General features: G+C 71.9%; 29 protein-coding genes. 19 read left to right on the forward strand and 10 right to left on the reverse strand.

Annotation, left to right across the window (positions count from 1 at the left end):
* Positions 1-7: 7 nt before the first annotated feature.
* From F9278_RS15970 to F9278_RS15990, 5 genes are all read left to right on the forward strand, one after another.
* Entirely contained in the window at positions 8-535 is a 528-nt protein-coding gene (locus F9278_RS15970; RefSeq protein ID WP_152168941.1) for a hypothetical protein, read from the forward strand.
* Between the two features lie 63 nt (positions 536-598).
* Positions 599-934, forward strand: coding sequence for a hypothetical protein (locus F9278_RS15975; RefSeq protein WP_152168942.1), 336 nt, complete (start codon positions 599-601; stop codon positions 932-934).
* On the forward strand, positions 934-1,830 hold the full coding sequence (locus F9278_RS15980) for an endolysin (RefSeq protein WP_152168943.1): 897 nt from the start codon (positions 934-936) through the stop codon (positions 1,828-1,830). The genes F9278_RS15975 and F9278_RS15980 overlap by 1 nt, the downstream gene beginning before the upstream one ends.
* A 3-nt stretch (positions 1,831-1,833) precedes the next feature.
* On the forward strand, positions 1,834-2,064 hold the full coding sequence (locus F9278_RS15985; RefSeq protein ID WP_152168944.1) for a hypothetical protein: 231 nt from the start codon (positions 1,834-1,836) through the stop codon (positions 2,062-2,064).
* Complete coding sequence (locus tag F9278_RS15990; protein ID WP_226966765.1) at positions 2,061-2,360, forward strand: hypothetical protein; 300 nt, start codon at positions 2,061-2,063, stop codon at positions 2,358-2,360. Before F9278_RS15985 ends, F9278_RS15990 begins: the two co-directional genes overlap by 4 nt.
* A gap of 60 nt (positions 2,361-2,420) precedes the next feature.
* Here the strand turns inward: F9278_RS15990 and F9278_RS15995 are convergent, their stop codons facing one another.
* Positions 2,421-2,657 carry a GntR family transcriptional regulator gene (locus F9278_RS15995; RefSeq protein WP_152168945.1) on the reverse strand — a complete coding sequence of 79 codons (237 nt, stop codon included), beginning with the start codon at positions 2,655-2,657 and terminating at the stop codon, positions 2,421-2,423.
* Positions 2,658-2,807: 150 nt separating this feature from the next.
* Here F9278_RS15995 and F9278_RS16000 point away from each other — a divergent pair, with 150 nt between their 5' ends.
* Genes F9278_RS16000 through F9278_RS16010 form a run of 3 tightly spaced genes read left to right on the forward strand, consistent with a single transcriptional unit; the run spans position 2,808 to position 3,375 of the window.
* Positions 2,808-3,011, forward strand: a complete 204-nt coding sequence (locus tag F9278_RS16000; protein WP_152168946.1) for a hypothetical protein — start codon at positions 2,808-2,810, stop codon at positions 3,009-3,011.
* On the forward strand, positions 3,008-3,199 hold the full coding sequence (locus F9278_RS16005) for a hypothetical protein (RefSeq protein WP_152168947.1): 192 nt from the start codon (positions 3,008-3,010) through the stop codon (positions 3,197-3,199). The genes F9278_RS16000 and F9278_RS16005 overlap by 4 nt, the downstream gene beginning before the upstream one ends.
* On the forward strand, positions 3,196-3,375 hold the full coding sequence (locus F9278_RS16010; protein WP_152168948.1) for a hypothetical protein: 180 nt from the start codon (positions 3,196-3,198) through the stop codon (positions 3,373-3,375). Before F9278_RS16005 ends, F9278_RS16010 begins: the two co-directional genes overlap by 4 nt.
* On the opposite strand, the gene F9278_RS48715 is transcribed toward F9278_RS16010, so the two are convergent.
* Complete coding sequence (locus tag F9278_RS48715) at positions 3,372-3,740, reverse strand: helix-turn-helix domain-containing protein (RefSeq protein WP_152168949.1); 369 nt, start codon at positions 3,738-3,740, stop codon at positions 3,372-3,374. The two genes, F9278_RS16010 and F9278_RS48715, sit on opposite strands and share 4 nt — an antisense overlap.
* A gap of 910 nt (positions 3,741-4,650) precedes the next feature.
* On the opposite strand from F9278_RS48715, the gene F9278_RS16020 reads away from it, so the two are divergent.
* The 4 genes from F9278_RS16020 to F9278_RS16035 all read left to right on the forward strand — a co-directional run bounded on the left by F9278_RS16020 (position 4,651) and on the right by F9278_RS16035 (position 7,118).
* The gene (locus F9278_RS16020) at positions 4,651-5,598 is read left to right on the forward strand and encodes a Fic family protein (RefSeq protein WP_226966766.1); all 948 of its coding nucleotides are present in this window, start codon (positions 4,651-4,653) and stop codon (positions 5,596-5,598) included.
* A 281-nt stretch (positions 5,599-5,879) separates the two neighbouring features.
* Complete coding sequence (locus F9278_RS47095; protein WP_226966767.1) at positions 5,880-6,140, forward strand: hypothetical protein; 261 nt, start codon at positions 5,880-5,882, stop codon at positions 6,138-6,140.
* Between the two features lie 111 nt (positions 6,141-6,251).
* Complete coding sequence (locus F9278_RS16030) at positions 6,252-6,497, forward strand: hypothetical protein (RefSeq protein ID WP_152168950.1); 246 nt, start codon at positions 6,252-6,254, stop codon at positions 6,495-6,497.
* A gap of 333 nt (positions 6,498-6,830) precedes the next feature.
* Positions 6,831-7,118: a chaplin gene (locus tag F9278_RS16035; protein WP_193241512.1), complete on the forward strand. Its 288-nt coding sequence runs from the start codon at positions 6,831-6,833 to the stop codon at positions 7,116-7,118.
* 178 nt (positions 7,119-7,296) lie between these two features.
* Here the strand turns inward: F9278_RS16035 and F9278_RS16040 are convergent, their stop codons facing one another.
* From F9278_RS16040 to chpG, 8 genes are all read right to left on the reverse strand, one after another.
* Positions 7,297-8,163, reverse strand: coding sequence for a tyrosinase family protein (locus tag F9278_RS16040; protein ID WP_152168952.1), 867 nt, complete (start codon positions 8,161-8,163; stop codon positions 7,297-7,299).
* On the reverse strand, positions 8,147-8,605 hold the full coding sequence (locus tag F9278_RS16045; protein WP_404818894.1) for a tyrosinase family oxidase copper chaperone: 459 nt from the start codon (positions 8,603-8,605) through the stop codon (positions 8,147-8,149). The genes F9278_RS16040 and F9278_RS16045 overlap by 17 nt, the downstream gene beginning before the upstream one ends.
* Positions 8,606-8,697: 92 nt before the next feature.
* A complete protein-coding gene (locus F9278_RS16050) occupies positions 8,698-9,204 on the reverse strand; it encodes a hypothetical protein (protein ID WP_152168953.1) in 507 nt (168 codons plus the stop codon).
* A 126-nt stretch (positions 9,205-9,330) separates the two neighbouring features.
* Positions 9,331-9,969 carry a vitamin K epoxide reductase family protein gene (locus F9278_RS16055; protein WP_226966768.1) on the reverse strand — a complete coding sequence of 213 codons (639 nt, stop codon included), beginning with the start codon at positions 9,967-9,969 and terminating at the stop codon, positions 9,331-9,333.
* Positions 9,969-10,466, reverse strand: coding sequence for a DUF5949 family protein (locus F9278_RS16060; RefSeq protein WP_152168954.1), 498 nt, complete (start codon positions 10,464-10,466; stop codon positions 9,969-9,971). The genes F9278_RS16055 and F9278_RS16060 overlap by 1 nt, the downstream gene beginning before the upstream one ends.
* A gap of 207 nt (positions 10,467-10,673) precedes the next feature.
* Positions 10,674-10,964 carry a hypothetical protein gene (locus F9278_RS16065; RefSeq protein ID WP_152168955.1) on the reverse strand — a complete coding sequence of 97 codons (291 nt, stop codon included), beginning with the start codon at positions 10,962-10,964 and terminating at the stop codon, positions 10,674-10,676.
* Positions 10,965-11,132: 168 nt separating this feature from the next.
* A complete protein-coding gene (locus tag F9278_RS16070) occupies positions 11,133-11,936 on the reverse strand; it encodes a hypothetical protein (RefSeq protein WP_152168956.1) in 804 nt (267 codons plus the stop codon).
* A 177-nt stretch (positions 11,937-12,113) separates the two neighbouring features.
* Positions 12,114-12,353 (reverse strand): chaplin ChpG, encoded by a 240-nt coding sequence (gene chpG, locus F9278_RS16075; protein WP_046708543.1) that lies wholly within the window; start codon positions 12,351-12,353, stop codon positions 12,114-12,116.
* A gap of 300 nt (positions 12,354-12,653) precedes the next feature.
* Between chpG and F9278_RS16080 the strand changes: the two genes are divergently transcribed.
* The 7 genes from F9278_RS16080 (at position 12,654) to F9278_RS16110 (ending at position 21,505) form a co-directional block, all read left to right on the forward strand.
* A complete protein-coding gene (locus F9278_RS16080) occupies positions 12,654-13,763 on the forward strand; it encodes a DUF3344 domain-containing protein (protein ID WP_193241513.1) in 1,110 nt (369 codons plus the stop codon).
* 39 nt (positions 13,764-13,802) lie between these two features.
* Positions 13,803-14,975 carry a glycosyltransferase gene (locus tag F9278_RS16085; protein ID WP_152168957.1) on the forward strand — a complete coding sequence of 391 codons (1,173 nt, stop codon included), beginning with the start codon at positions 13,803-13,805 and terminating at the stop codon, positions 14,973-14,975.
* Positions 14,972-16,426 carry an exopolysaccharide biosynthesis polyprenyl glycosylphosphotransferase gene (locus F9278_RS16090; protein WP_152168958.1) on the forward strand — a complete coding sequence of 485 codons (1,455 nt, stop codon included), beginning with the start codon at positions 14,972-14,974 and terminating at the stop codon, positions 16,424-16,426. The genes F9278_RS16085 and F9278_RS16090 overlap by 4 nt, the downstream gene beginning before the upstream one ends.
* 2 nt (positions 16,427-16,428) lie before the next feature.
* Positions 16,429-17,814 carry an O-antigen ligase family protein gene (locus F9278_RS16095; RefSeq protein WP_226966769.1) on the forward strand — a complete coding sequence of 462 codons (1,386 nt, stop codon included), beginning with the start codon at positions 16,429-16,431 and terminating at the stop codon, positions 17,812-17,814.
* A complete protein-coding gene (gene murJ / locus F9278_RS16100) occupies positions 17,811-19,592 on the forward strand; it encodes a murein biosynthesis integral membrane protein MurJ (RefSeq protein ID WP_152168959.1) in 1,782 nt (593 codons plus the stop codon). The genes F9278_RS16095 and murJ overlap by 4 nt, the downstream gene beginning before the upstream one ends.
* Positions 19,593-19,656: 64 nt before the next feature.
* Positions 19,657-20,349, forward strand: a complete 693-nt coding sequence (locus tag F9278_RS16105) for a polysaccharide deacetylase family protein (RefSeq protein ID WP_152173896.1) — start codon at positions 19,657-19,659, stop codon at positions 20,347-20,349.
* A 7-nt stretch (positions 20,350-20,356) separates the two neighbouring features.
* On the forward strand, positions 20,357-21,505 hold the full coding sequence (locus F9278_RS16110) for a glycosyltransferase (RefSeq protein WP_152168960.1): 1,149 nt from the start codon (positions 20,357-20,359) through the stop codon (positions 21,503-21,505).
* Positions 21,506-21,512: the final 7 nt, after the last annotated feature.

Raw genomic sequence — 21,512 nt, forward strand, 5'->3', positions numbered from 1 at the left:
AGGGTTCGTGCCGAATCCGTACGTGTACGCGGGGCAGATCGCGACGGCTGATCAGTGGAATGCGGGCGTCCCGCGCATGGTGACGCAGGAGAACGACCAGACGGTCAACTCCGGCAGCACGGGGACGACGCTGGTCAACAGCGAGGTCACCGCGCAGTTGGAGCCGAACGCGCTGTACAAGTACGAGCTGTTCCTCTCGTACTCGGCTGATGGGGCGGCCGATTTCAAGTGGGCGTGGTCGCTCAGTGGGATGCTGATCTGTTCGTTCTCGCTGGCCAACGCGGCGTCGCTGTCGACGGCGTCGGTGAACGATGGCGGGTCGGTGATCATGCGGCGTGCTGCTGCGACGACGAACCGGATCGCGGGCGGCTCGGGGGCGGCGAACTTCCACTCGGCGTACGACTTCGGGACGCTTCAGACGGATGCGGCGCCGGGGCCGATCACGCTCCAGTTCGCGCAGAACACGAGCAGCGCGAACGACACGATCCTGCGGGGCGGGAACCAGACGCGGTTCCTTTACCAGAGGATCCGCTGACCTTTCCCCACCACCGTGCCCCGTGCCGTCTGGCCGGGGCTTTTCCATGCCCTGGAGGCACCCATGAAGCCGTCCATCGGACGCATCGTCCACTACACGCTCAGCGGGCAGGACGCCGAAGCCATCAACCGGCGCCGCCGCGACTCCCAGGCGTTCCGCAGCAACTTCTCCGGCCCCTCAGGCCCGGGAGACGCTGGCGCGGACGGTCACGTCGCCCACGTCGGCAACCACGCCCAGGAGGGCGACGTCTACCCGGCGATGATCGTCCGCATCTTCGGCGAGACTCCCGAGTCGGCGGTCAACCTCCAGGTGTCCCTGGACGGCAACGACGTCTTCTGGGCGACCTCGCGGACGCTCGGCGAAGGCCCGTCCTACTGGGCATGGCCGGAGCGTGTGTGATGCCCGAACTCTGGATGCCCGGCGCCCAGCGCCTCGACATCGGCGACCACGCGCCCACCGACGGCGGCCCGCCCAAGGCCATAGGCCACATCACCTGGGACGTCAACGCCACCGCGAAGGCCCCGAAGGACCTCGTGCCGTACGAGCGGCTGCGGAGCTACTTCTCCGGCGGCGGGAAGTCGGCGGCCCCGCACGTGCTGTGGGACCCGTTCACCGGCCGCATCGTCCAGTTCCTGCCCGCGAACTCGCGCTCCAAGAGCCTCGCCGACGAGGCTGGCGGCACCCGTACGAACCGGGCCGGGAAGGTCGTCCTCCAGGTGGAGGCGCTGTTCTTCCCGCACTGCCGGGTCGACGGGAAGGCGTACGCGAGGCTCACGGACACCCCGTGCGAGGGCTGGGCGGAGCTGAACGCGTGGGTGCGCTCGTGGGGCGTGCCGGACACCTGGCCGATGGGCAGGCCGGTCGATTTCACGTCGCGGCGCAGCGAGTCCGTGTGGCGGGAGCAGGCGGGCTGGTACGCGCACGCGCACGTCCCGGAGAACGACCACCAAGACCCGGGCTCGTGGCCTGCGTTCGTGGGGGCGCCGCCTTCCGAGCCGGGCACCGGGCGGCCGGTGGTCGACCTGTCCGAGCTGCTGAAGGCCGCGAAGACGGACCCGCCGAAGAAGGGCACCCCCGTCTCGTACCCGGACGTGCGGGTCGTCGAGGACGCCCTCGTGAAGGAAGGCCTCCTCGCGAAGAGCCTCGCCGACGGGCACTTCGGCACCGCCACCCAGGCCGCCTACGGCCTGTGGCAGATGCGCTGCGGCTGGTCCGGCAAGGCCGCCGACGGCCTCCCCGGCGTCGCATCGCTCACCAAGCTCGGCAAGCGCCGCGGCTTCGACGTCAAGGAGTAGCCCATGGCCAGCAAGTTCGTACTCGACCTCGCCGAGCGCGCGGGCTGGACCGGCGCCGAGGCCGCCCTCGGCCTGGTCGTCGTCGACCTCGCCAATGTGCCGGTCTGGTGGGCCGCTCCGGTCGCGCTGGTGGCCGCGTCGGCGAAGTCGTGGGTGGCGAAGCACCTCGGCCGAAAGGGCACCGCCTCCACGCTGCCAGCCGAGAGGGACCCGGCGTCGGGGGCTATAGCGTGACGGCCCCCCAGGACCCTGGCGTCTACATCAGCTCGGCACAGATGTACCAGGAGATGAGATCACTGCACGACGTCGTCACCCGGGTCGACTCCAAACTCGACGCGCTCGCTGGCCAGGCCGTACAGATCAACGACCACGAGAACAGGCTCAGGTCGCTGGAGGCCATGCCCAAGACGACCGACATCGAGCCGCGGGTAGCGACCTTGGAGCGGAGCCGCTGGCCGTTGCCGTCCGTCGCGGCTGCCACGGCGCTGGGCGCGTTGGGTGTGGCTCTGTGGCAGGCCGTCGGCCGATGAGACCCCGGTGGTGCGGGATTGCCCCCTGTCTGGCCTACGGGCCGGGCGGGGGGCCTTTCGTCATGCCTGCGGCAGCTCAGTGACGAACGTCCCCACCCCCGGCTGCATCTGCGCCAGCCCCGCCGCCCGCAGCTCCGTCAACACCCTGCGCGCCGTCATCTGCGCCACCCCGAACTCGCCCTGCAACGCCAACACGCCCGGCAACTGCGACCCTGGCGGATACGTCCCATCGGCGATCCGCTCCTCGATGACCGCGTACATCTGCCGCCATCGCGGTACGTCCGGCTCCCACTCCATGATCGTGACGCTAGGTTCGATAGCCTCACTCAGCGAGACGAGAGAGCTTGGTTCGCCTAGCGGGCCTAGCTACCTAGGTCTACGCTGCACAGAGAACACCCCCGCACCGTGCGACCGGCCGGGGGTATGGACGACTGATGTGGAGTCGACATGGCGAACACTACGCGCCCGGCCGCCACCACCGACAGGCCTCCCGCGCGGCGGTACTGCTCGTGGCACCAGGGCTACGACCGCACCGTCCGCCTCGTACAAATCACCGCCGACCAGGGCTCCGGCACCGGCACCCCCGACCTGTACGCCTGCGCCCCCTGCCGCACCGCCTACGACCTCACCCCCATCCAGGGCCACGCGTGACCGCCCGGACGCTGCCCACCGTCTGGCAGCTGACCCCCGGCCAGCGCGACGCCACCCGCTGCGTCTGGTGCAGCACCCCCCTCGACCACAACGCGGTTCACGCCGGGATAGCCGTCGGCTACTGGGGCGCCCACAACCGATCCGTCGGCGTCTACGCCTGCCCCACCTGCCACGGAGGAGCGAAGTGAAGCCGAAGCAGCCGAAGGTCATCCCCGCCAAGGACATCCCGCCCGCACCCCGAGGCATCGCCGGTTACTGCTGGGCCGAGCACCCTAAGACGCTCGTCCACTGCACCGAGCCCATCGGCCATGAGGCGTGGAACCCCGAGCACTACCACCCGTACACCAAGACCACCTGGCGCTAGTCCGGTCTCCCTGGTGCCGGTCCTCGGATATCGCCGGCGCCCGGGGTGGCCGCCCCGCTATCAGTGCCGTAAGGGGCGGCCTGGGTGGGCCCGCCGCACTCGTCCCCCGTCGCGGCGGCGGGCCCATCCACCACGAAGCTCAGGTTCGCGCCGAGAACGCGTTCAATCCGCAGCAGCGTCGACAGACGGGCGTCCCGCTGTCCCCGCTCCAGCTCGGAGTACTGAGAGCGGTCCATGCCAGCCCGGAGTGCCAGTTGCTCCTGAGTGAGGCCAACGTGGTGCCGGGCATCGCGGAGCCGATTCCCGAAGGCCTGTCGCCGCTCGTCGAGCTGGCTGCGGTCGGGGGGCGGGGCAGGCATGGGCATCTTGCCCAACTTGGCCGCTTCTGATCATGGAGTCTGTAGGCGAATTCGCCCTCAAATTTCAGGCGAGGACGGCAGAATCACCAGGCACCCGCTTGCCCTTGTCGGCGTGGGGCGGGCGGTCCGAACGGGCGCACGGTACGGGCCCTCGCGCGAGGTACTCATCCGTCCAGATGGCGGAGCCGTGCGTCTTGCCGCCCCGGGCCCCTACAGTGGGCTCGGGGCGGCGCTCGTTTGCTGGGCGCCGAGTCTCCGCCAATCTCCCCACGAACATTGACCAAGCGCCTCACCTAAGTTTGGTTATCGGCTACCTGCAAAAACACCAGGTGAGCACAGCGCTTAACCCCGAACATCTTCTAAGCGCTTGGCCGCAGGTTCGAGTCCTGCCGGGGGCGCCCATTTTTTGCAGGTCAGAGCCACTTTCCAGCCCTTCACGAGATCACCTACGGGGGGCTTTCCCATTGCCCTGAGCGGCTCTTTGACCCTATTTGCACCCTCACATCAGACTCCCCGTCCCGCATACGTCCCCCGCTTCGGGAGTCGTCGCCCCATGGTCCGCCCTCATCTGCGAGCAGGTCGTGACTGATCAGAGCCATTCTGACGGTCCATCGGAAAGATGCGGAGCAGGCACCGAAGTGGCGCCCACCCCGTCCCCTGAGCGCTCTGGCGAGGTACCCGCCTCCTGGCTTGATCTCTTGCTCGCCAGGCCACAGCGGAGGGGCGCGGCCAGTGCATTCGGCCCACTCCAGGTGCAACGTCCGCAACGAGAGCGGTTGTTGAGGAACGCAAGAGGGAACCATGACCAGAGCATGGACGGTCTGTGGGGGCCGGTTCGGGGAGCGCGAAGAACAAGCGCTGGACGAAGGCCTGGTGATCGCCGGTGTCGGGGACCCGCTCTCACACTCTTGTCCCGATGAGGCGTTCGGCACCGTGGACCGCTGGAAGCACCAACTGCGGCTGTCCATCACGATGGAGATCGGAGACCTCGTCATGGTGCCTCATCCAGGCCCTCGCCGACGCCGGAGGCGACTTCCGCTACGACGCCGGCCTGCTCAACGGCCTGCACTTCATGCTTCAGGGCCACCACCTCGACAAACGCCCCGGCCGCTGGCGCGACGGGCCCGTCTACGTCACCAGCCCCGACGACCCTCTGGTCCCGGCCTATACCGCTCCGGACCAGACGGACGTCCCCGCGTTGATGTCGGAGTTCATCGACTGGCTCAATGAGGGCGACCTCGACGCCCCGGTCCACGTGCGCGCGTCGATGGCCCACCTCAACCTCGTCAAGATCCACCCGTGGAAGGACGGGAACGGGCGCATGTCCCGAGCGCTCTCCACCCTTGTGTTCTCCCGCGAGGCCCTGATGCCGCCCGAGTTCTCGTCCATCGAGGAGTGGCTCGGACGGGGCCAGAACACTTACGCCTACTACCAGGTCCTGGAGGACGTAGGCGGTCCGCTCTGGAGTCCGGAGCGGGATACACGCCCCTGGATCCGGTTCTGCCTCACCGCCCACCACCGCCAGGCGCAGCAGGCCCAGCGGCGCTTCGACGTGATGTCCCGCACCTGGACCCGCCTGGTCGAAGCCGTCGAACCAACGGGCCTGGACGAGCGCGTCGTCCACGCCCTGCTGCCCGCCTTCTCGGACGCGAAGGTCCGCCGCACGGTCTACCAGCAGGACGCCGACCTCAGCGACCAGCAGGCCATCCGCGACATCCGAGAGCTCGTCGCCCGCGGCTGGCTCGCCCCTCACGGCAAGGGCCGCGCCCGCTACTACGCACCCGGTCCGCCCATGGATCCAGTCCGCGAAGAGGTCCGCCAGTCCATGGAGCCGTATGCAGACCCGTACAGACGGAAACGGTGACCCGCCCCCCTCGCACACCTGCCCGTAATAGCGAACCTGCCGGTCAGCGGCGGTTCCGCCCTCGTTGTCAGTGACGCCTTCTACCGTGCCGAGGAGCTGAAGCGGCGGCGTCTGGAGCGGACGCGCAGACCCGGAGCCCACGGCAAGCGTTCAATTTCGCCGGTCATCCCGCTTATGTCCTGATCACACTTGATAGTGAACCTATCAAAATCCAGCAACTGGCAGCGGGAGAGCCAAGTTGTCCCAGGTGCTCATCAAGAGATCACCAGAAGGGGACCATTTTGGCCACGCAGTACTTCGCGCGCCTCCTCACGGTCCTGGCCACCGCCGGCGCACTCGTCCTCACCACTCCGACCGGAGCGCACGCCACCGCGATCGGCTCAACTCCCGTGCGCACCTTCGAATACAGCCTGGGTGGCGTAACCATGAAGGTCCCGACCGGGTGCATGTTCACACACATCATCCGGGGCGGCGGGAGGAAGATCACCTACCAGAACGCAGGTGTGGACTGCGCCTTCGTGGCCGCGCTGAGCAGCGGCTGAGGAACAACTCTCCCCAGACCCTGCCTCGTTATGGGAAGGCGTGCGCCCACCTCCACGTCAATGGAGTCAGGCGCGTGAGCCAGTGCCACCACATCACGAAGTGAGTCACCCATGATCGAGCAGCAGAACGGCGAGAACTCCGAGCGGGTTCCCGAATCCCGGCGCCGTCGGATCGAGATCGCCGCGTTCCTCGCGGGAGTGACTGTCACGCTCGCCTTCTTCGCTTTCCTTCCGGGACTTCCCCATGTCATCGACTGGGGAGCCATCCTCCTGTCCCTGCTCATGGGTGGGCTCGCCCGGTGGGGGTGCCGGACCTGGCTGACAAGGGCAGCCCGGAAGCAGACCAGGAGCAGGTGAAGTCCGAAGGACAGCGGTCGTCAGCCCCGGCCCGATCGCCCCGAACTCCCGCGCCGACGCCGTCACGGCGTCGGCGCGCGTCACCGGCGGAGCATCTCGAACGGGTCGCCGTGCGTGAGTCGGCTCAAGGACTGCCCGAGGTGGTTCGGATCGTTCGTGGTCGGGTCGGAACCCGCGTCGTGATCTTGGTCGCCGAGATCGACCGGAAGCACACTCCCGTTCGGGAAGGGTGATCCCCCCGGCGAACGCCGTGACCCCCGGTGCGCGGGCGCGTTGAAGGGGCGTGCGGCCACGAAGTGGGGGTCGTGCTCACCGATCAAGAAGGAGAACGTGATGTCTCGCATCGCGAAGGCAGCCGTCGTCACGCTCGGCACGTCCGCCGTTGTGCTCGGCGGCGCCGGCCTGGCCGCGGCGGACGCGGGCGCCGAGGGCAAGGCCGTCGGTTCCCCGGGCGTCCTGTCGGGCAACGTCGTCCAGGTCCCCGTCAACGTGCCGGTCAACGTGTGCGGGAACACGATCAACGTCGTCGGCCTGCTCAACCCGGCCTTCGGCAACGTCTGCGTCAACAAGAGCCACGACAGCCACAAGGGCAACCCCGGCCCGTCCGGCTACGGCCACTGACGAGGCCGACACCCCGAGCGGCACGCGGTACCCGGCCCGTGGCTCACAGCAGCGACAGCGGCAGCAGGAGCAGCGGCACAGTTTGACGAGAAGCCCCCGGCGGTTCACCGTCGGGGGCTTGTCTCGCTCTCGGGAACGGCTCTGGGGAACGGCTCTCGGGAACCGCTCCAGGGAACCGCTACGCGTACCGGTACACGTTCCCGATCTCCTCCAGCGCCCCCGGAGTCACATTCCAGGGCGGCATCCGCTCGTCGCGCGCGACGACCCGCCCGCGCTGCGCGTCACCCCGTGCCGGCGGCTTGGCCGGCAGATAGCGCGCGCCCCGGTGCCGCCGCTGCCAGAGCGTCCACTGCAGGTCGACGAAGGCGTGGTGCAGCCAGAAGACGGGGTCGTTGACGGAGGCGCCGCCGACCATGTGCCCGCCGACCCACCGGTGCACCCGATTGTGGTTGAGCCAGGAGCCGTTGCCGGTCCCCTGCCCCCACCCTTCGAGCCGGTTGCGGAAACCCCCGCGGGTGACGGAGTTCCAGGGGGCCTTGTCGTAGACCGGCTCGGCGAGCGCCGCGTCCAGGTCACGGGCGGTGGGCAGTTCGACGGGGTTGCGCGGGTAACCGAAGTCCCGGGTGAGGTACTCCGTGTCCGTGAGCCCCTCCGTGATGGTCCACCGTCCCGTCCCGTACGCGAAGGGGCCGGTCATCACCCGGTGGTCGGAGCGCCGTCCGTTGCCACCGAGCAGGTCCGTCGTCCAGGGCGCCGACGTCGTCGTACGGTCCCGGGTCCAGTCCCAGTACGGCACGGTCACCGAGTCGTCGATCCGGCGCAGCGCCTTCTCCAGCTCCAGCACGAACCGGCGGTGCCAGGGCAGGAAAGAGGGGGCCATGTGGGCCGTACGCAGACCGCCGTCGCCGTCGGAGACGTAGTGGTCGATGTGCATCCGTACGAACTCGTCGTACTCGCCGCGCTGTTTGAGCCCCAGGAGCGCGCCGACGAACCGCTTGCGTTCCGCGCGCGTGAGCGTGCTGACGTCCTTACGGGTGTAGGCCATGGCCGAGCGCCCCCTCCGCCAGGTCCAGTACCCGCAGGCGCTGGGTGGTGCCCAGCTCGTCGACGGCGGCGCGGGTCGCCGCCAGGGCCGTGGGATACGAGCGGTAGTGGTCGATCATGCTCAGATACGTGCCGTCCGCGCGGCGCATCAGATGCAGCGGGCGTCCGTCGACGGTGACGTCCCACTCGCCGGGGCCGGGCGTCCGGGCGCCCAGATAGGCGGTGTGGCCCTCGTCGGCCCTGGCCCCACGGATACGGCGGCCCCGGTACGTCTCGTCGAAGTCGGTCTCCTCGGACCGCGCCGACCGGCGGGGCCACGCGGCGGCGACGACCGGGGCCACGGCCAGGGCGACGGCCGACACACCCAGGGCGCGCAGCACGCCTCGGCGCGTTCTGCTCCGGCCGGCGTCGGGGTCCACCGTCACTCTGCTGACGAACAACACTGTCTCCTCGTCGTGTTCAGTAGCGGTGACCCCCGGACGGCCGGACCCGGGCGCGCACGGTCCCGGGCCTCGTCCGCCGTGTCGCCGCGGGCTCAGACGAGCCCGAGGTTCGCGGTCGGCGCCGTCCGCAGCAGCGGGGTGAGGACGGCCGCCTGGGGGTCCTGGAGGCTGGGCAGGCCCAGCGCGTCGGGGTTGGGCGCGGTGAGCGGGGTGTCCACGTTCAGCCCGGGGGTCAGGGTCCGCAGATCGGCGGCGGGGGCGTCGAGGCCGACCCGCTCGAAGCCCTCCCCGACGACGCGGGGCAGCGGGGTCTCGGCCTTCAGCCCCGGCAGCGCGGCACCGAGCGGCACCTGCGGCACGGCGCTCGCGGGCAGCAGCCGCCCCTCGACGTACGTCGGCCCCTGGGGGGCGCCGGGCATCAGCAGCGGCAACTCGCCCGCCAGCTTGGGCGCCTTCACGTTCAGGGAGTGCTCCACACCTTCGAGCGGCAGGGGGACGGGGACCGTCTCGGCCGCGACGGCGGGGGCGGCGGAGGCGCCCACCGCGGCCACCACACCGGTGACGACGGCGGCAAGGGTTCCTCGTGTGGTCGGCTTCATCTCGGTACGGTCCCTTTCAAGGAATGAGCGGATCCGGGCTCGGCGTCCGTACCGGGTGAACGATCCGGGGATCTCCCCGAGCGCAAGATTCGCCCGACTGCCGCAATAGTCCGAGAGACGTATTGGTCAGCTTGTCCAGAAGTCCCACCAGCGGGTCAGGATGAGCATTCCGATCACTCCGAGGTGCACCACCGGAGGCACCCAGGGGAATTCGTCGAGAAAGCTCCTCAGCCCGGCCGGCGCGGGCAGGAAACCGCTGCGGACGTTGAACGCGGTCAGGTACCAGAAGAGGACGATCGTGGCGATCCAGGCCAGACAGCACCACAGACAGAGTGAGTTGATCCGGTACAGCGACTCGAACTGCAGCCAGGTCACGAAGCCGACCCCGAACAGCGCGCCCGCCTCGAAGGTCAGCCAGTACCAGCGCGGGAAGCCCGCCCCGGCCAGCAGGCTCACGCCGACGCAGACGACGATGCCGTAGGCCACCAGACCTAGCATCGGGTTGGGGAACCCGAAGGCGGAGGCCTGGTCGCTCTTCATGATGTTGCCGCAGGAGACCACCGGGTTGAGGCTGCACCCGGGGGTGAAGTTCGGGTCCTCCAGCAGCTTGAACTTGTCGAGCGTGATGACCCAGGAGGCGAGCAGCCCGGCCGCACCGGTGATCAGCAGCAGTACCGCGAAGGCCCGGCCGCCGCCGACCGCGCCCACCGACCGCCCCGCCGAGGCCACCCCTCCGTCCACCGACCGCCCTGCCGGGGCGGCCATCAGCTGCGCAGGCTGCGGGCCGGCAGGAGGACGTGCGCCGCGCTGATCAGCGTCTCGGTGTCGCCCGCGAAGGCGGCGAGGGCCTCGGGCTCGACGGGCGTGCCGGGCCGGGCCTCGGGCCAGGGGCGGGTCGCGAAGAGCAGGTAGGCGAAGCCGCGTTCGCCGACGGCGGCGAGCCACTCCGGCGGGGCCGGGCACTGGGCGTTGAGCTGCGGCATGGTGACGACGGCCTGGCCCGCCTCGACGAGCAGGGTGACCGGCAGGCTGGGATGGGCGGCGCCGTCGACGACCTTCTCGCCGATGGACAGACCGAGGCTCGTCAGCAGATCCGTCACGGCGGCCGTGGAGCCCTCGGGGCCGCTCTGGCCGTCGCCGAGGGTGTAGGCGAGCAGATAAGGCATGTCCCCGTCGGGGGCTTCACCGCTCCACGCCATGACGACGAGGGTGCCGAGGTCGGCGGGGCGGAAAGGGCGAGTTTCAGCGGAAGTTGAAGTCACCGCGGAACCCTATCCACGCCCGCCAAACAACCTGGCCGCCTTTTCACCCGACCGGGCGACACACGACGGCCGACCACACGAACGAGGGACACGCCTCGAACAACGGTGAATTCACGCTCCCGAGGGACGGAGGAAAGGGCGGGAGAACCCACGGGGCCGGTGCCGCGTCATCGCGGAACCGGCCCCGTGGGACTGGGAAAGGGATCGTCAGCCCTGGAGGGGCAGACCGCCGAGGAGCTGGGTGGCGCCGCCGGGCGAGTTGAGCGCCTTGGTCGCGCCGCTCACCGTGTGGAGCACGGAGTCCTTGTTCTCCGTGTCGAGCGCGTTCGACTGCTGCTGCAGCGGCGCGGGCTCGATGGGCCCCTTGAAGAGCGTGTTCACCGCGCCGTTGAGGCTGGTGGGCGTGACGTCCGTGGCGTCGTAGGCAAAAGCCGGCGCGGCGGCACCGGCGATGGCCATGGACCCTGCGACGACAGCGGCGGCCTTCAGCGACTTCATCGTGTTCCTCTCCTCGGATACTGGAAGCTCTGCGCCGTGTCCAACGAGCCCTCGCGCCGACGGAAACCCCGTACCGGACATGTCATATCTGACGCCGAACGACAGGTCATACGAAACAGCCGCCGGACCGCCCCGGACTGCGGGCGACCCGACGGCTCGCTTCGGTTCCTACGGCGCCTGCACGGCCGGCAGGTCGGCCGGGACGGGCAGGCCGCTGCCCAGGAGGATGGCCGCGACCAGCTTGAGCAGGCTGTTCACCACACCGGTGACAGCGGGCAGCACCTCGGCGAGTTCGCCGGAGGTGACCGCCTTGAGCAGCGCGTCGACCGCCGCCTGGAGCGCGGTCAGCGCGTCGGACACGAGGTCCGCCGGGACTCTGCCGACCCGTTCGACGGACCCGCGGTCGTACGCCGGCAACGTCACGGCCTGCTGCGCATCGGCCGGGACGGACGGGGCCACCGGGAGGGATGGCGCCACCGGGACGGAGGGAGCCGCCGGGACCGAAGGGGCCGCCGGGAGCATGGGCGTGGTCGCGGCGGGCGGGGCGACGGGCGCGACCGGTACGGCGGGCGCGACCGGTACGGCGGGCGCGGCCGGAACCGCAGGCACCGCCGGCGCCGCGGGCGCGGCCGGTTCGACCGGTGCGGCCGGATCCGCCGCCTTCGCCTTGGCGATGGCGTCCCGTACGGCCTCGCCGAGTTCCTCGGCGCGGTCGGCGGAGAGCTGGCCGTTGTCCGCCTTGAGCACGGCGTCGAGCAGATCGGTCACCGGCCCGAGTACGCCGCCGAGGTCGCCGAGACCCTTGAGCTGGGTCGTCAGCGCGTCCGCGCCGGGGACGGGCGCCGCCGCCGACCGGGCGCGGTCACGCGCCGTCTCGACGTCGGCGGCCATGGCGGCCGGGGCGGAGACGCCGAGCAGGAGGGTGGCGCAGAGTGCGGGGACCGCGAGACGCCGTGCGGGCAGAGCACGCATGGATGTTCCTTTCCATCGGTGCGAGGGATCGTTCCTTCACCGTGAAATCGGTGATCGCGGCCTGCAACCGAGGGACCCCATTCGGGGCAACACGAACCGGCCGCCCTCCCCGTGGGGAGGACGGCCGGTTCGTTGTTAACGCGCGAACGTCAGTGCGGGGACGTCAGTCCTCGAACGTCAGTCGTTGAAGCACTTGTTGCCGAACGAGGGGTTCAGCAGACCGATGACGTTGATGGTGTTCCCGCACACGTTGACCGGCACGTGGACCGGAACCTGCACGACGTTGCCCGACAGCACGCCCGGGGAGTGAGCGGCGAAGCCCTTCGCCTCGCTGTCGGCGGTGGCGACGCCGGCGGTGCCCGCCACGGCCGCGGCAGCAACGGAGGTCAGGGCCAGGCCCTTCGCGATACGCGACATGGAGAGGTGCTCCTTGGAGTTGATGCAAAAAACACTCGGGCGGGGATGCCCGGCGCTGGATAAACGCGCGGCATGCACCGGGGGTTGTGCCTCCAAAGGAGTGATCTCCGAAAACGGCTGCTTCACCATTCCGACACAGTTGGCGCGTTCCGCAGATAAATACACATAGCGGGCTAGAGTTGCGCACCTCCCCAGGCCGCCGCGGCCATTATCAGATCCGCAGGATTTCGGCCTTTCGACGGTCCGCGACATTCCCCCGTACAAGCACCCGAACGAGCTCCCGAAAGGGCACCGCCGGTCATGCGAATTCACCCGGGTCCTCTGCTGCGTCGCGCCATGGTGGGCTGCTGCGCCCTCGCCGCACTCTGGGGGCCCGGCGCCCCCGCGACGGCCGCGCCCCCCGCGCCCTCGCCCGAGGCCGAGCGGCTGGCCTTCGCCCAGCGTCATCGGGCCCTGCAGCACGGCGGCATCGTCCGCGCGGCCAACTCCTCCATCACCTGCCGTACGACGGCGACCTCCTGCGCCGACGCGCGCGCGGGGCGCACCCTCCTGGACCCGGCGCGCACCGGCGTCAACGACGACTTCGACATGTTCTACATCGACGTCGACCAGGACCCGAACACCTACAACTCCAGCCGGGGCGAGGTCCGGCTGCCGCCGGGCTCGCGGGTGTCGTACGCGCGGCTGTACTGGGGCGGGAACCTGCGGGTGGGCGAGCAGAAGCCGCCGAAGGACAACGGGCGGGTGCTGATCGCGGAGCCCGGCGGCGAGTACAAGGAGGTGCTCGCGGACTCGGTGGTGGGACACCGGGTGGCGCGCGGCGCGGACGCGTTCCAGGCCTCGGCGGACGTCACGGAGCTGGTGCGGTCGAGCGGTTCCGGGCTCTACACGGTGGCCCAGGTCAATGTGGCCATGGGCCGTTCGGCGGCCGGGGCGTGGGGCGGCTGGACGCTGATGGTGGCGTACGAGAACCCGGCGGAGCCGCTGCGGCATCTGGCGATGTGGGACGGCTTCGACGCGCTCGCGGCGGGCGGGGAGCAGACGATCCGGCTGCGGGGCACGGCCTTCCCCGCGGGTGCCCGGGGCACCGTGGGCCTGGTCGCCTACAACGGGGACCGAGGGCGCACCGGTGATTCGCTCACCGTTTCGACGGGTGAAGGTGAGGCCAGTGCCCTGGAGGACGCGGCCAACCCCCATGACGACCTCCTGAACTCGACGATCAGCCAGCCAGGAGCGGTCGTCGCGGGGCGTACGCCGGCGTACGCGAACACCCTCGGCTACGACTCGGACGTGCTCGAACTGGACGATGAAATCCGCCATGGGGGTGACCAGTTGGCCTTCCGGCTCGTTTCGCAGCGGGACGCGGCTTGGGTCGGGGCGCTCTTCGTCGCCGTCGACGCCAAGCCGTGACGCGCGCCGCCCGGCGCCGCCCTTGAGCGAGGAACCCGCATGCACTTGTCACCATCCGACCCTCCGTCGCGGGTCCTGCATCTCACGCAGCCGGTCGACGGCGGCGTGGCCCGTGTCGTGACGGACCTGGTGCGGGCCCAGCTCGCCGAAGGTCTGCACGTCGCGGTGGCCTGCCCCGACGGTCCGCTCGCCCCGGAGCTGCGCGCGCTCGGCGCGGACGTACGCCCCTGGGCGGCCACCCGGTCGCCGGGGCCCGCGCTGCTGTCCGAGGTGCGCCGGCTGCGGCGGATCCTCGACGAGGTGCGGCCCGATCTGGTGCACGCGCACAGCGCGAAGGCCGGACTGGCGGGCCGGCTCGCCGTACGCGGGCGGGTGCCGACCGTGTTCCAGCCGCACGCCTGGTCGTTCGAGGCGGTGGACGGCGCCATGGCGGCGCTGGCGCTCGGCTGGGAGCGCGCGGGGACGCGGTGGGCCGCGCGGGTGGTGTGCGTCAGCGAGGCCGAGCGGATCACCGGGGAGCGGGCCGGGGTACGGGCGCGCTGGACGGTGATCCCGAACGGCGTCGACGCCGGGCGTTTCCACCCCGCCGCCGTCGACGCCGTCCGTGCCGGGATTCCGCTGCTCGCCGGGGTCGATCCGGCCGCTCCACTGGTGGTGTGCGTGGGGCGGCTGTGCCGGCAGAAGGGGCAGGACGTGCTCCTCACGGCGTGGGACGCGGTGCTGCGGCGGGTGCCCGGGGCGCGGCTGGTGCTGGTCGGGGACGGGCCGGAGGGCGAGCGGCTGCGGGCCCTGGCGCCCGAGGGCGTGCTGTTCGCCGGGGGTGTCGCGGACGCGGTGCCCTGGTACCAGGCCGCCGATCTGGTGGTCCTGCCGTCGCGGTGGGAGGGCATGGCGCTGGCGCCGCTGGAGGCCATGGCGTGCGGGCGGCCGGTCGTGCTCACCGAGGTGGACGGGGCCCGCGAGAGTCTGCCGCCGGGACAGGATCCCGTGCCCGTCGAGGACCCCGCCGCGCTCGCCGCGACCGTGACCCGGCTGCTGCTCGATCCGCTGCTGCGCGAGTCGCTCGGCCACCAGGGCCGCCATCACGTACTGACCACGCACGACGTACGGCACTCGCACCGGGCCGTCGCGGGCGTGTACCGCGAACTGCTCGGCGGCGCGGGCGGCCGGCGCGGGAAAGCCACCGAGTACAGGGAGTCCATCCACACGTGACTGCGGAACGTACGGAAAGTACCGTCCCCTCCCCCGGTGGACAGCAACGCGAGTTCGGCGGTTCGTCGGTCTCGGTGGTCCCGGCGCGCGAGAGCGTCGGCGGCCTGACCCTCCCGGCCGGCCGGCGACCCGTCGCGCGGCCTCCCTCAGGGCTGCCGCTGCTCGCCGTGGACGCTGGCGCGGCCCTGCTCGCGGTGCTGGCGCTCACCGGCGACACGACTCCCGGGCGACCGCTGCTGGCCGCCCTGCTGGCCCTGACCGTGGCGTGGCTGAACACCCGCGCGCGTCTCTACCGGCCGCCCGCCGTGCCCACCGTGCTCGACGAACTGCCCGCCGTGTGCGGGCGGATCGTGCTCGGCTGGTGCGTGCTCGCGGCCGGGGTGGCCGCGCACTCCCCCGACCACGCGCTCACCGCCCATGAGCTGGCTCTCGGCTGCGCGCTGCAGTCGGCGGCGGCCTGTGCCGGGCGGGGCTCGGTGCACTGGAACCGGCGCCGGGCGCTCGTCCGGCGGCCCGGCGCGGCCCTGGTGGTGGGCCCGGCGGCGACCGCGCAGCGCGTGGCCGCCGCGTTCCTGCGCCACCCGGGGTGCGGCATCCGGCCCGTCGGGGTGGTCGCCGACCAGGCGGCCGGGACCGAGGGCCTGCCCGTGCTGACCACCCCGGAGGAGGTGCGGCGGGCGGCCGTCCAGAACGGCGTCCAGGCCGTGCTCGTCGTCGGCTCCCGCACCGAACGAGCCCCGCTGCTGCGGACGTTGGAGGACGGCGGCTGCGCCCTGTGGGAGGTGGACCCCGAGTCCCCCTCGTACGACCGGGACGGTTCGACCGAGCTGCTCGCCGGGTTCGCCTGCCGTCGGCTGGAGCTGACGAAGAGTCATGAGGCCATCGGCAAGCGGCTGTTGGACGTGGCGGTGTCCGGTGCGCTGCTGCTCCTGGTGAGTCCGCTGCTGCTGGTGTGCGCGGTCGTCCTGCGGCTGAGCGACGGACCGGGGGTGGTGTTCCGGCAGGAGCGGATCGGGCGGGACGGGCTGCCGTTCACGCTGCTGAAGTTCCGCACCCACCGCCCGGCCGACGCGCACGAGGCGGCGACCCGGTGGAGCGTGGCGAACGAGCAGGAGATGGGCTGGTTCTGCCGCTTCCTGCGGCGCAGTTCGCTGGACGAGCTGCTCCAGCTGTGGAACGTGCTGCGCGGCGACATGAGCCTGGTCGGCCCGCGCCCCGAACGGCCCTACTTCGTGGCCAAGTTCGGGCAGACCTACCCGGGCTACGCGGCCCGGCACCGGATGCGGACCGGCATCACCGGGCTGGCCCAGGTCACCGGGTTGCGCGGCGACACGTCCATCGAGGACCGGGCCCGCTTCGACAACGCGTACATCGACAACTGGTCGCTGTGGCAGGACTTCTGCATCCTGGTGCGCACGGCCGCCGCGCTCGTCCGTCCGACGGGGAGCTGACCGTGACGTCTCCGCGCGCTGCGGCGCCGCTCCGGTCCGTCCTGCCCGTCCTGCCCGTCCTGCCCGTCCTGCCCGTGGTCGCCGTGGTCGCCGCGCTCGCGCTGCCGATCGCACAGGGCGCCGAGGGCGGCGCGACCCCGGCCGACGCCGTCTCCGGGCTGCTGGTGCTGTGGTGCGCCGTACGGCTGCTGCGGGACCGGCGGCGCCCCCTGACCCGTACGGCCGCTGTGGTCCTCGGACTGCCGGTGTGCGGGCTGGCGCTGGCGGCGGCCGGGGCGGGTGACCCCGGGGAGGGGATCGCCGGGCTCGGCCGGTACCTCCAGATCTTCGTGCTGGTGCCGATGGCGGTGCTGCTCTGTGTCCGGAGCCGGTCGGACTTCCGGGTGGTGGCCTGGTCGTTCGTGGCGCTCGCGCTGTGGCAGGGCGCGGTCGGGGTGCATCAGTACGCCACCGGGACCGGGGCCAGTTACGCCGGTGAGGACATCCGGGCCGTGGGGACCTTCGGGGCCGGGGACGTCATGGGGATGGCGACCGTGGTGTCGTTCGGGCTGGTGTGCGCGGTCGGGCTGGCGCTGGCGCCCGCGACAGCGAAGCAGCGGGCCTGGGCGATCGCCTGCTCGCTGCTGCTGACACTGCCGCTCGCGGTGTCCTTCAGCCGGGGCGCGTGGATCGCCACGGCCGCGGCGTGCGGGATCCAGGTGGTGCTCGCCGGGCTGCGGCGGGCGGTGGTGGTCCTCGCGGCCGTCGCCGCCGTGGGCGTGGTCCTGGTCGGCGGGCTCGGCATCGGGTCCTCGATGATCCAGGACCGGATCAGCAGCATCACCCAGGTCGCGGACGCGCCGGACCAGTCGGTCACCGACCGGTACACGATGTGGGCCGCCGCCGCCGGCATGTGGCGTGAACAGCCGCTGGCCGGCGTCGGGTTGAAGGGCTTCCCCGAGCACCGCGACGGCCATGCCTCGCTGGCGCTCTCCTCCGGCAGCGACATCGCCGGTGCCGGTACGGCCTACCAGAAGCAGCCGCTGCTCTCGCCGCACAACATGTATCTGCTGGTTCTCGGCGAGCAGGGGCTGATCGGCCTGCTGACGCTCGGCGGGAGCTGGCTGGCGCTGGCGGTGTGCGGGGTGCGGGGGCTGGCTCGGGTCCGCCGCGAAGGCCGGACCAGGACCGGGAGCGGTGGCCTCGACTGCGGGCTCGTGGCCTGCGGGCTGATCTCGTGGGTGCTGGTGGACTTCGCGTACGCGGACATCGGCGGTCCGACGACCGTGCTGACGGCCGTGTGCTTCGGGCTGGTGGCGTGGTGGGCGCTGGCGGACCGGACCGCCACGGGTGCCGCTCCGGTCGGGGCCGCCGCGGCCCGCGTACCGGAGGGGGCCGGGGCGCGATGACCATGACGCCCTCCGAGACACCTCCCCAGCCGCCTCCTCAGCCGCCCCCCGTGTCCCCCGCGGGCGCCCCCTCGGCCGGCCCCGGGGCGGACCCGGTGGTGCCCGGCGCGCGGGCGGCCGATCTCTCGGAGGTCGCGCCGCCCACGGGCCGGTTCCTCGCGAAGGCGACGCTCGTCACGGCGGTGCTCACGGCGGCGGGCGCGCTGCTGGGGCTCGGCCGCGACCAGTCGCTGTCGTATCTGTTCGGGGCCGGCAGCGAGACGGACGCCTTCCTGGTGGCCTGGACGGTGCCGGAGTTCGCGGCGACGCTGCTGATCGAGGACGGCATGGCGTTCGTGCTGGTGCCCGCGTTCAGTGTGGCCGTGGCCCGCCGGGCCCGGGGCGGCGCGGGCGACCCGGTCCGCTCCCTGGTCGCCTCCACGCTGCCCCGGCTGACGCTGGCCTTCGTGGCGGCGGCCATGCTGCTGATCGTCGGCGCGCCCTATCTCGTCGAGGCGCTCGCCCCCGGTCTGCCGAACCCCCGGCTGGCGGTCGACTGCACCCGGCTGACCGGCACCTGTGTCCTCACCTTCGGCCTGGCCGGCTACTGCAGCGCGGCCCTGCGCGCCCACCGCCGGTTCACCGCCCCCGCGGCGATCTACGTGGCGTACAACGTCGGGATCATCACGGCGATGTTCCTGCTCGGCGGGCGCTGGGGCGTGCGGGCGGCGGCCGTGGGTGTCGCGGTGGGCGGCGTCCTGATGATCCTCACCCAACTCCCGGCCCTGCTCCGTCAGTTGCGCCGCAAGGAGCGGGCACCCCGGGAATCGGGAGCCGAGGCCGAGGAGCGGAAATCGGAGGCCGAGCAGCGGGAGCCTGGGGCCGACGATCGAGAGTCGGGCGCCACGGCGGAGGCCGACGGCGACGGTGCCCGTCCCGTCGAACTCACCCTCATCACCACCGTCCTGCTCTTCGCGCTCTGCCGTCAGTCCCAGGTCCTCATCGAGCGCTTCCTCGGCTCGACGCTGCCCGCCGGCGCCATCTCGCATCTCAACTACGCGCAGAAGGTGGCCCAGATCCCGATGACGTTCTCGCTGATGCTGTGCACCGTCACCCTCCCGGTGGTGGCGCAGGCGATGGCGGAGGGCGACACCGAGCGGGCCCGCAGCCGGGTGGAGAAGGACCTCGCGCTGGTGTCGTGCATCGTGCTGCTCGGCGCGGCGGCGATCTTCGCGTGCGGGCCCCAGATGATCGAACTGCTCTTCCAGCGCGGCGCGTTCACCGCGCTGGACACCGCCGCCACCGCGTCCGTGATGCGGGTGTACGCGCTCGGGCTGCTCGGTCACGCCCTGGTCAGCGCGCTCGTCCGCTCGTACTTCTCGGCCGGGCGGCCCACCTGGTACCCGCTGGCCGCGATGGCCGCCGGGATCGTCGCAACCTCCTGGATCGGCGCGGCCACCGTCGGCTCCTGGGGCGTCCTCGGCATCGCCGCCGCCAACGCCATCGGCATCACCCTGACCGCCCTGCTCCTGCTGTACGGCATGGGCGGCCGGGCGGTGCCGATCCGGGTCCGGCAGGTGGTGACCGAGATGAGCAGGCCGGTCCGGGCCGCCGTGGCCGCCGGCGCGCTCGGGATGTACTGCGCCGACCGGATCGCATCGCCCGTCCTCGGCCTCGCCGTCGGCGGCGCGGTCGTCGCCTTCGTCTTCGTCCTGCTGGCCTCGGCCATGGGCGCCTCCGGCGTCACCCCCGCACTCCGTTCCGTCACACGAAGGCTGCCGCATGTCCGTATCCGCTGACCGCCCGTCCGTCCCCGCCGGCCACAGACCGACGGGGACCCCCGCGACCCCCCTCTGGGTGGCCATGTACCACTCGGTGGGCGACTGCTCCGACGACCCGTACCGCATCACCGTCTCGCCCGACCGCCTCGACGCCCAGCTCGGCTGGCTGCGGCGGCGGGGCCTGCGCGGGGTCGGCATGACCGAGCTGCTCGCCGCCCGCGCCCGGGGCGAGGGCCAGGATCTGGTGGGGCTGACCTTCGACGACGGGTACGTCGACTTCGTCGACACCGCGCTGCCGCGCTTGCGGGCCCATGGCTTCGGGGCCACCGTCTTCGTGCTGCCGGGGCGGCTCGGCGGCGAGAACGCCTGGGACCCGCTGGGCCCGCGCAAGCCGCTGCTCGACGAGCGGGGCATCCGGACCGCCGCCGGGACGCAGGGCATCGAGATCGGCTCGCACGGGCTGACCCATGTCGACCTCACCGAGGCGGACGACGACACCCTGCGCGCCGAGACCGCCGACAGCCGCACCCGGCTCGAAAAGCTGATCGACGCGCCCGTCCAGGGCTTCTGCTACCCGTACGGCACCCTCGACCAGCGGGCCGCCGACGCCGTACGGGACGCGGGCTACTCGTACGCCTGCGCCATCGACCCGGGCCCGCTCAACGGCCCGTACGCGCTGCCCCGGGTGCACATCGGCGAGGAGGACACGGCCCTGCGGCTGCTGCTGAAGCGGAAGCTGCACCGGCTGCGCCGGCGTCCGGTCGAAGGGGTCTGAGGCCGACGTGAAGGCACTGCACATCATCACCGGCCTCGGCGTCGGCGGCGCGGAGCAGCAACTGCGGCTGCTCCTGCGGCATCTGCCGGTCGACTGCGACGTGGTGACGCTGACCAACCCGGGCCCGGTCGCCGACGGGCTCACCGCCGACGGCATCCGTGTCACCCACCTCGGCATGGGCGGCAACCGCGATCTCGCCGCGCTCCCCCGGCTGGTCCGGCTGATCCGCCGGGGCGGCTACGACCTCGTCCACACCCATCTCTACCGGGCCTGCGTCTACGGCCGGGTCGCCGCCCGGCTGGCGGGGGTCCGGGCGGTCGTCGCCACCGAACACTCGCTCGGCGACTCCCAGATGGAGGGCCGGAGGCTCTCCGCCGGAGTGCGCGCCCTGTATCTCGCCAGTGAGCGCCTGGGCCGGTCCACGGTCGCCGTCTCGCCGACCGTCGCCGACCGGCTGAGGCGCTGGGGGGTGCCGGGCCCCCGGATCGAGGTCGTCCCCAACGGCATCGACCTGGCCGGTTTCCGCTTCGACGCCGACCTGCGCGAGCTGACCCGGCGGCGGCTCGGGCTGCCGGAGGACGCGTATGTCGTCGGGGGCGTCGGCCGGCTCGCGGCGGGCAAGCGGTTCGATGTGCTGGTCCGCGCGCTCGGTCAACTCCCGGACGACTGCTGGGTGTTGATCGTCGGCGGCGGCCCGGAGGAGAGCGTGCTGCGGCGGGCCGCCCAGCGGGCCGGGGTCGCCGACCGGGTGCTGCTGACCGGGGAGCGCCCGGCCGCGGGCGCCCCCGGCACCGACCTGCCCTCCCTGATGAACGCCATGGACGTGCTCGCCTCGCCCAGCGCCGAGGAGGCCTTCGGGCTCGCGGTGGTGGAGGCGATGGCGTCCGGGCTGCCCGTGCTCTATGTCTCCTGCCCGGCGATCGAGGACCTGCCGCCGGACGCGACCGCCGGCGCCCGCCGCGTCCAGGGGGGCGCGGAGTCGTTCGTACGCGCCCTGCTGGACATCCGCGCGCAGGGCCCGCGCTCCCGCGACATCCCCGCCGCCGCCCAGCACTACTGCATCACCCGCAGCGCCGCCCAGCTCATGGACGTGTACGCCGCCGCCGTCTCCAGCACGCCCTCGCCAACCCCGTCCCTGGGAGTGAGTTCCGCATGACCGACCG

Source organism: Streptomyces phaeolivaceus, from assembly GCF_009184865.1.
GTDB classification, from domain to species: Bacteria; Actinomycetota; Actinomycetes; order Streptomycetales; family Streptomycetaceae; genus Streptomyces; species Streptomyces phaeolivaceus.

Excerpts from the sequence above, each read along its gene's own strand:
- murJ (WP_152168959.1), top strand. The coding sequence starts at position 17,811 with ATGACCATGACGCCCTCCGAGACACCTCCCCAGCCGCCTCCTCAGCCG.
- F9278_RS16000 (WP_152168946.1), top strand. The coding sequence starts at position 2,808 with ATGGCGAACACTACGCGCCCGGCCGCCACCACCGACAGGCCTCCCGCG.
- F9278_RS16050 (WP_152168953.1), bottom strand. The coding sequence starts at position 9,204 with ATGAAGCCGACCACACGAGGAACCCTTGCCGCCGTCGTCACCGGTGTG.
- F9278_RS16030 (WP_152168950.1), top strand. The coding sequence starts at position 6,252 with ATGATCGAGCAGCAGAACGGCGAGAACTCCGAGCGGGTTCCCGAATCC.
- chpG (WP_046708543.1), bottom strand. The coding sequence starts at position 12,353 with ATGTCGCGTATCGCGAAGGGCCTGGCCCTGACCTCCGTTGCTGCCGCG.
- F9278_RS15995 (WP_152168945.1), bottom strand. The coding sequence starts at position 2,657 with ATGGAGTGGGAGCCGGACGTACCGCGATGGCGGCAGATGTACGCGGTC.
- F9278_RS16055 (WP_226966768.1), bottom strand. The coding sequence starts at position 9,969 with ATGGCCGCCCCGGCAGGGCGGTCGGTGGACGGAGGGGTGGCCTCGGCG.
- F9278_RS16070 (WP_152168956.1), bottom strand. The coding sequence starts at position 11,936 with ATGCGTGCTCTGCCCGCACGGCGTCTCGCGGTCCCCGCACTCTGCGCC.
- F9278_RS16085 (WP_152168957.1), top strand. The coding sequence starts at position 13,803 with ATGCACTTGTCACCATCCGACCCTCCGTCGCGGGTCCTGCATCTCACG.
- F9278_RS16040 (WP_152168952.1), bottom strand. The coding sequence starts at position 8,163 with ATGGCCTACACCCGTAAGGACGTCAGCACGCTCACGCGCGCGGAACGC.
- F9278_RS48715 (WP_152168949.1), bottom strand. The coding sequence starts at position 3,740 with ATGCCCATGCCTGCCCCGCCCCCCGACCGCAGCCAGCTCGACGAGCGG.
- F9278_RS16105 (WP_152173896.1), top strand. The coding sequence starts at position 19,657 with ATGTACCACTCGGTGGGCGACTGCTCCGACGACCCGTACCGCATCACC.
- F9278_RS15975 (WP_152168942.1), top strand. The coding sequence starts at position 599 with ATGAAGCCGTCCATCGGACGCATCGTCCACTACACGCTCAGCGGGCAG.
- F9278_RS15985 (WP_152168944.1), top strand. The coding sequence starts at position 1,834 with ATGGCCAGCAAGTTCGTACTCGACCTCGCCGAGCGCGCGGGCTGGACC.
- F9278_RS15980 (WP_152168943.1), top strand. The coding sequence starts at position 934 with ATGCCCGAACTCTGGATGCCCGGCGCCCAGCGCCTCGACATCGGCGAC.
- F9278_RS16080 (WP_193241513.1), top strand. The coding sequence starts at position 12,654 with ATGCGAATTCACCCGGGTCCTCTGCTGCGTCGCGCCATGGTGGGCTGC.
- F9278_RS16065 (WP_152168955.1), bottom strand. The coding sequence starts at position 10,964 with ATGAAGTCGCTGAAGGCCGCCGCTGTCGTCGCAGGGTCCATGGCCATC.
- F9278_RS16035 (WP_193241512.1), top strand. The coding sequence starts at position 6,831 with ATGTCTCGCATCGCGAAGGCAGCCGTCGTCACGCTCGGCACGTCCGCC.
- F9278_RS16020 (WP_226966766.1), top strand. The coding sequence starts at position 4,651 with ATGAGGCGTTCGGCACCGTGGACCGCTGGAAGCACCAACTGCGGCTGT.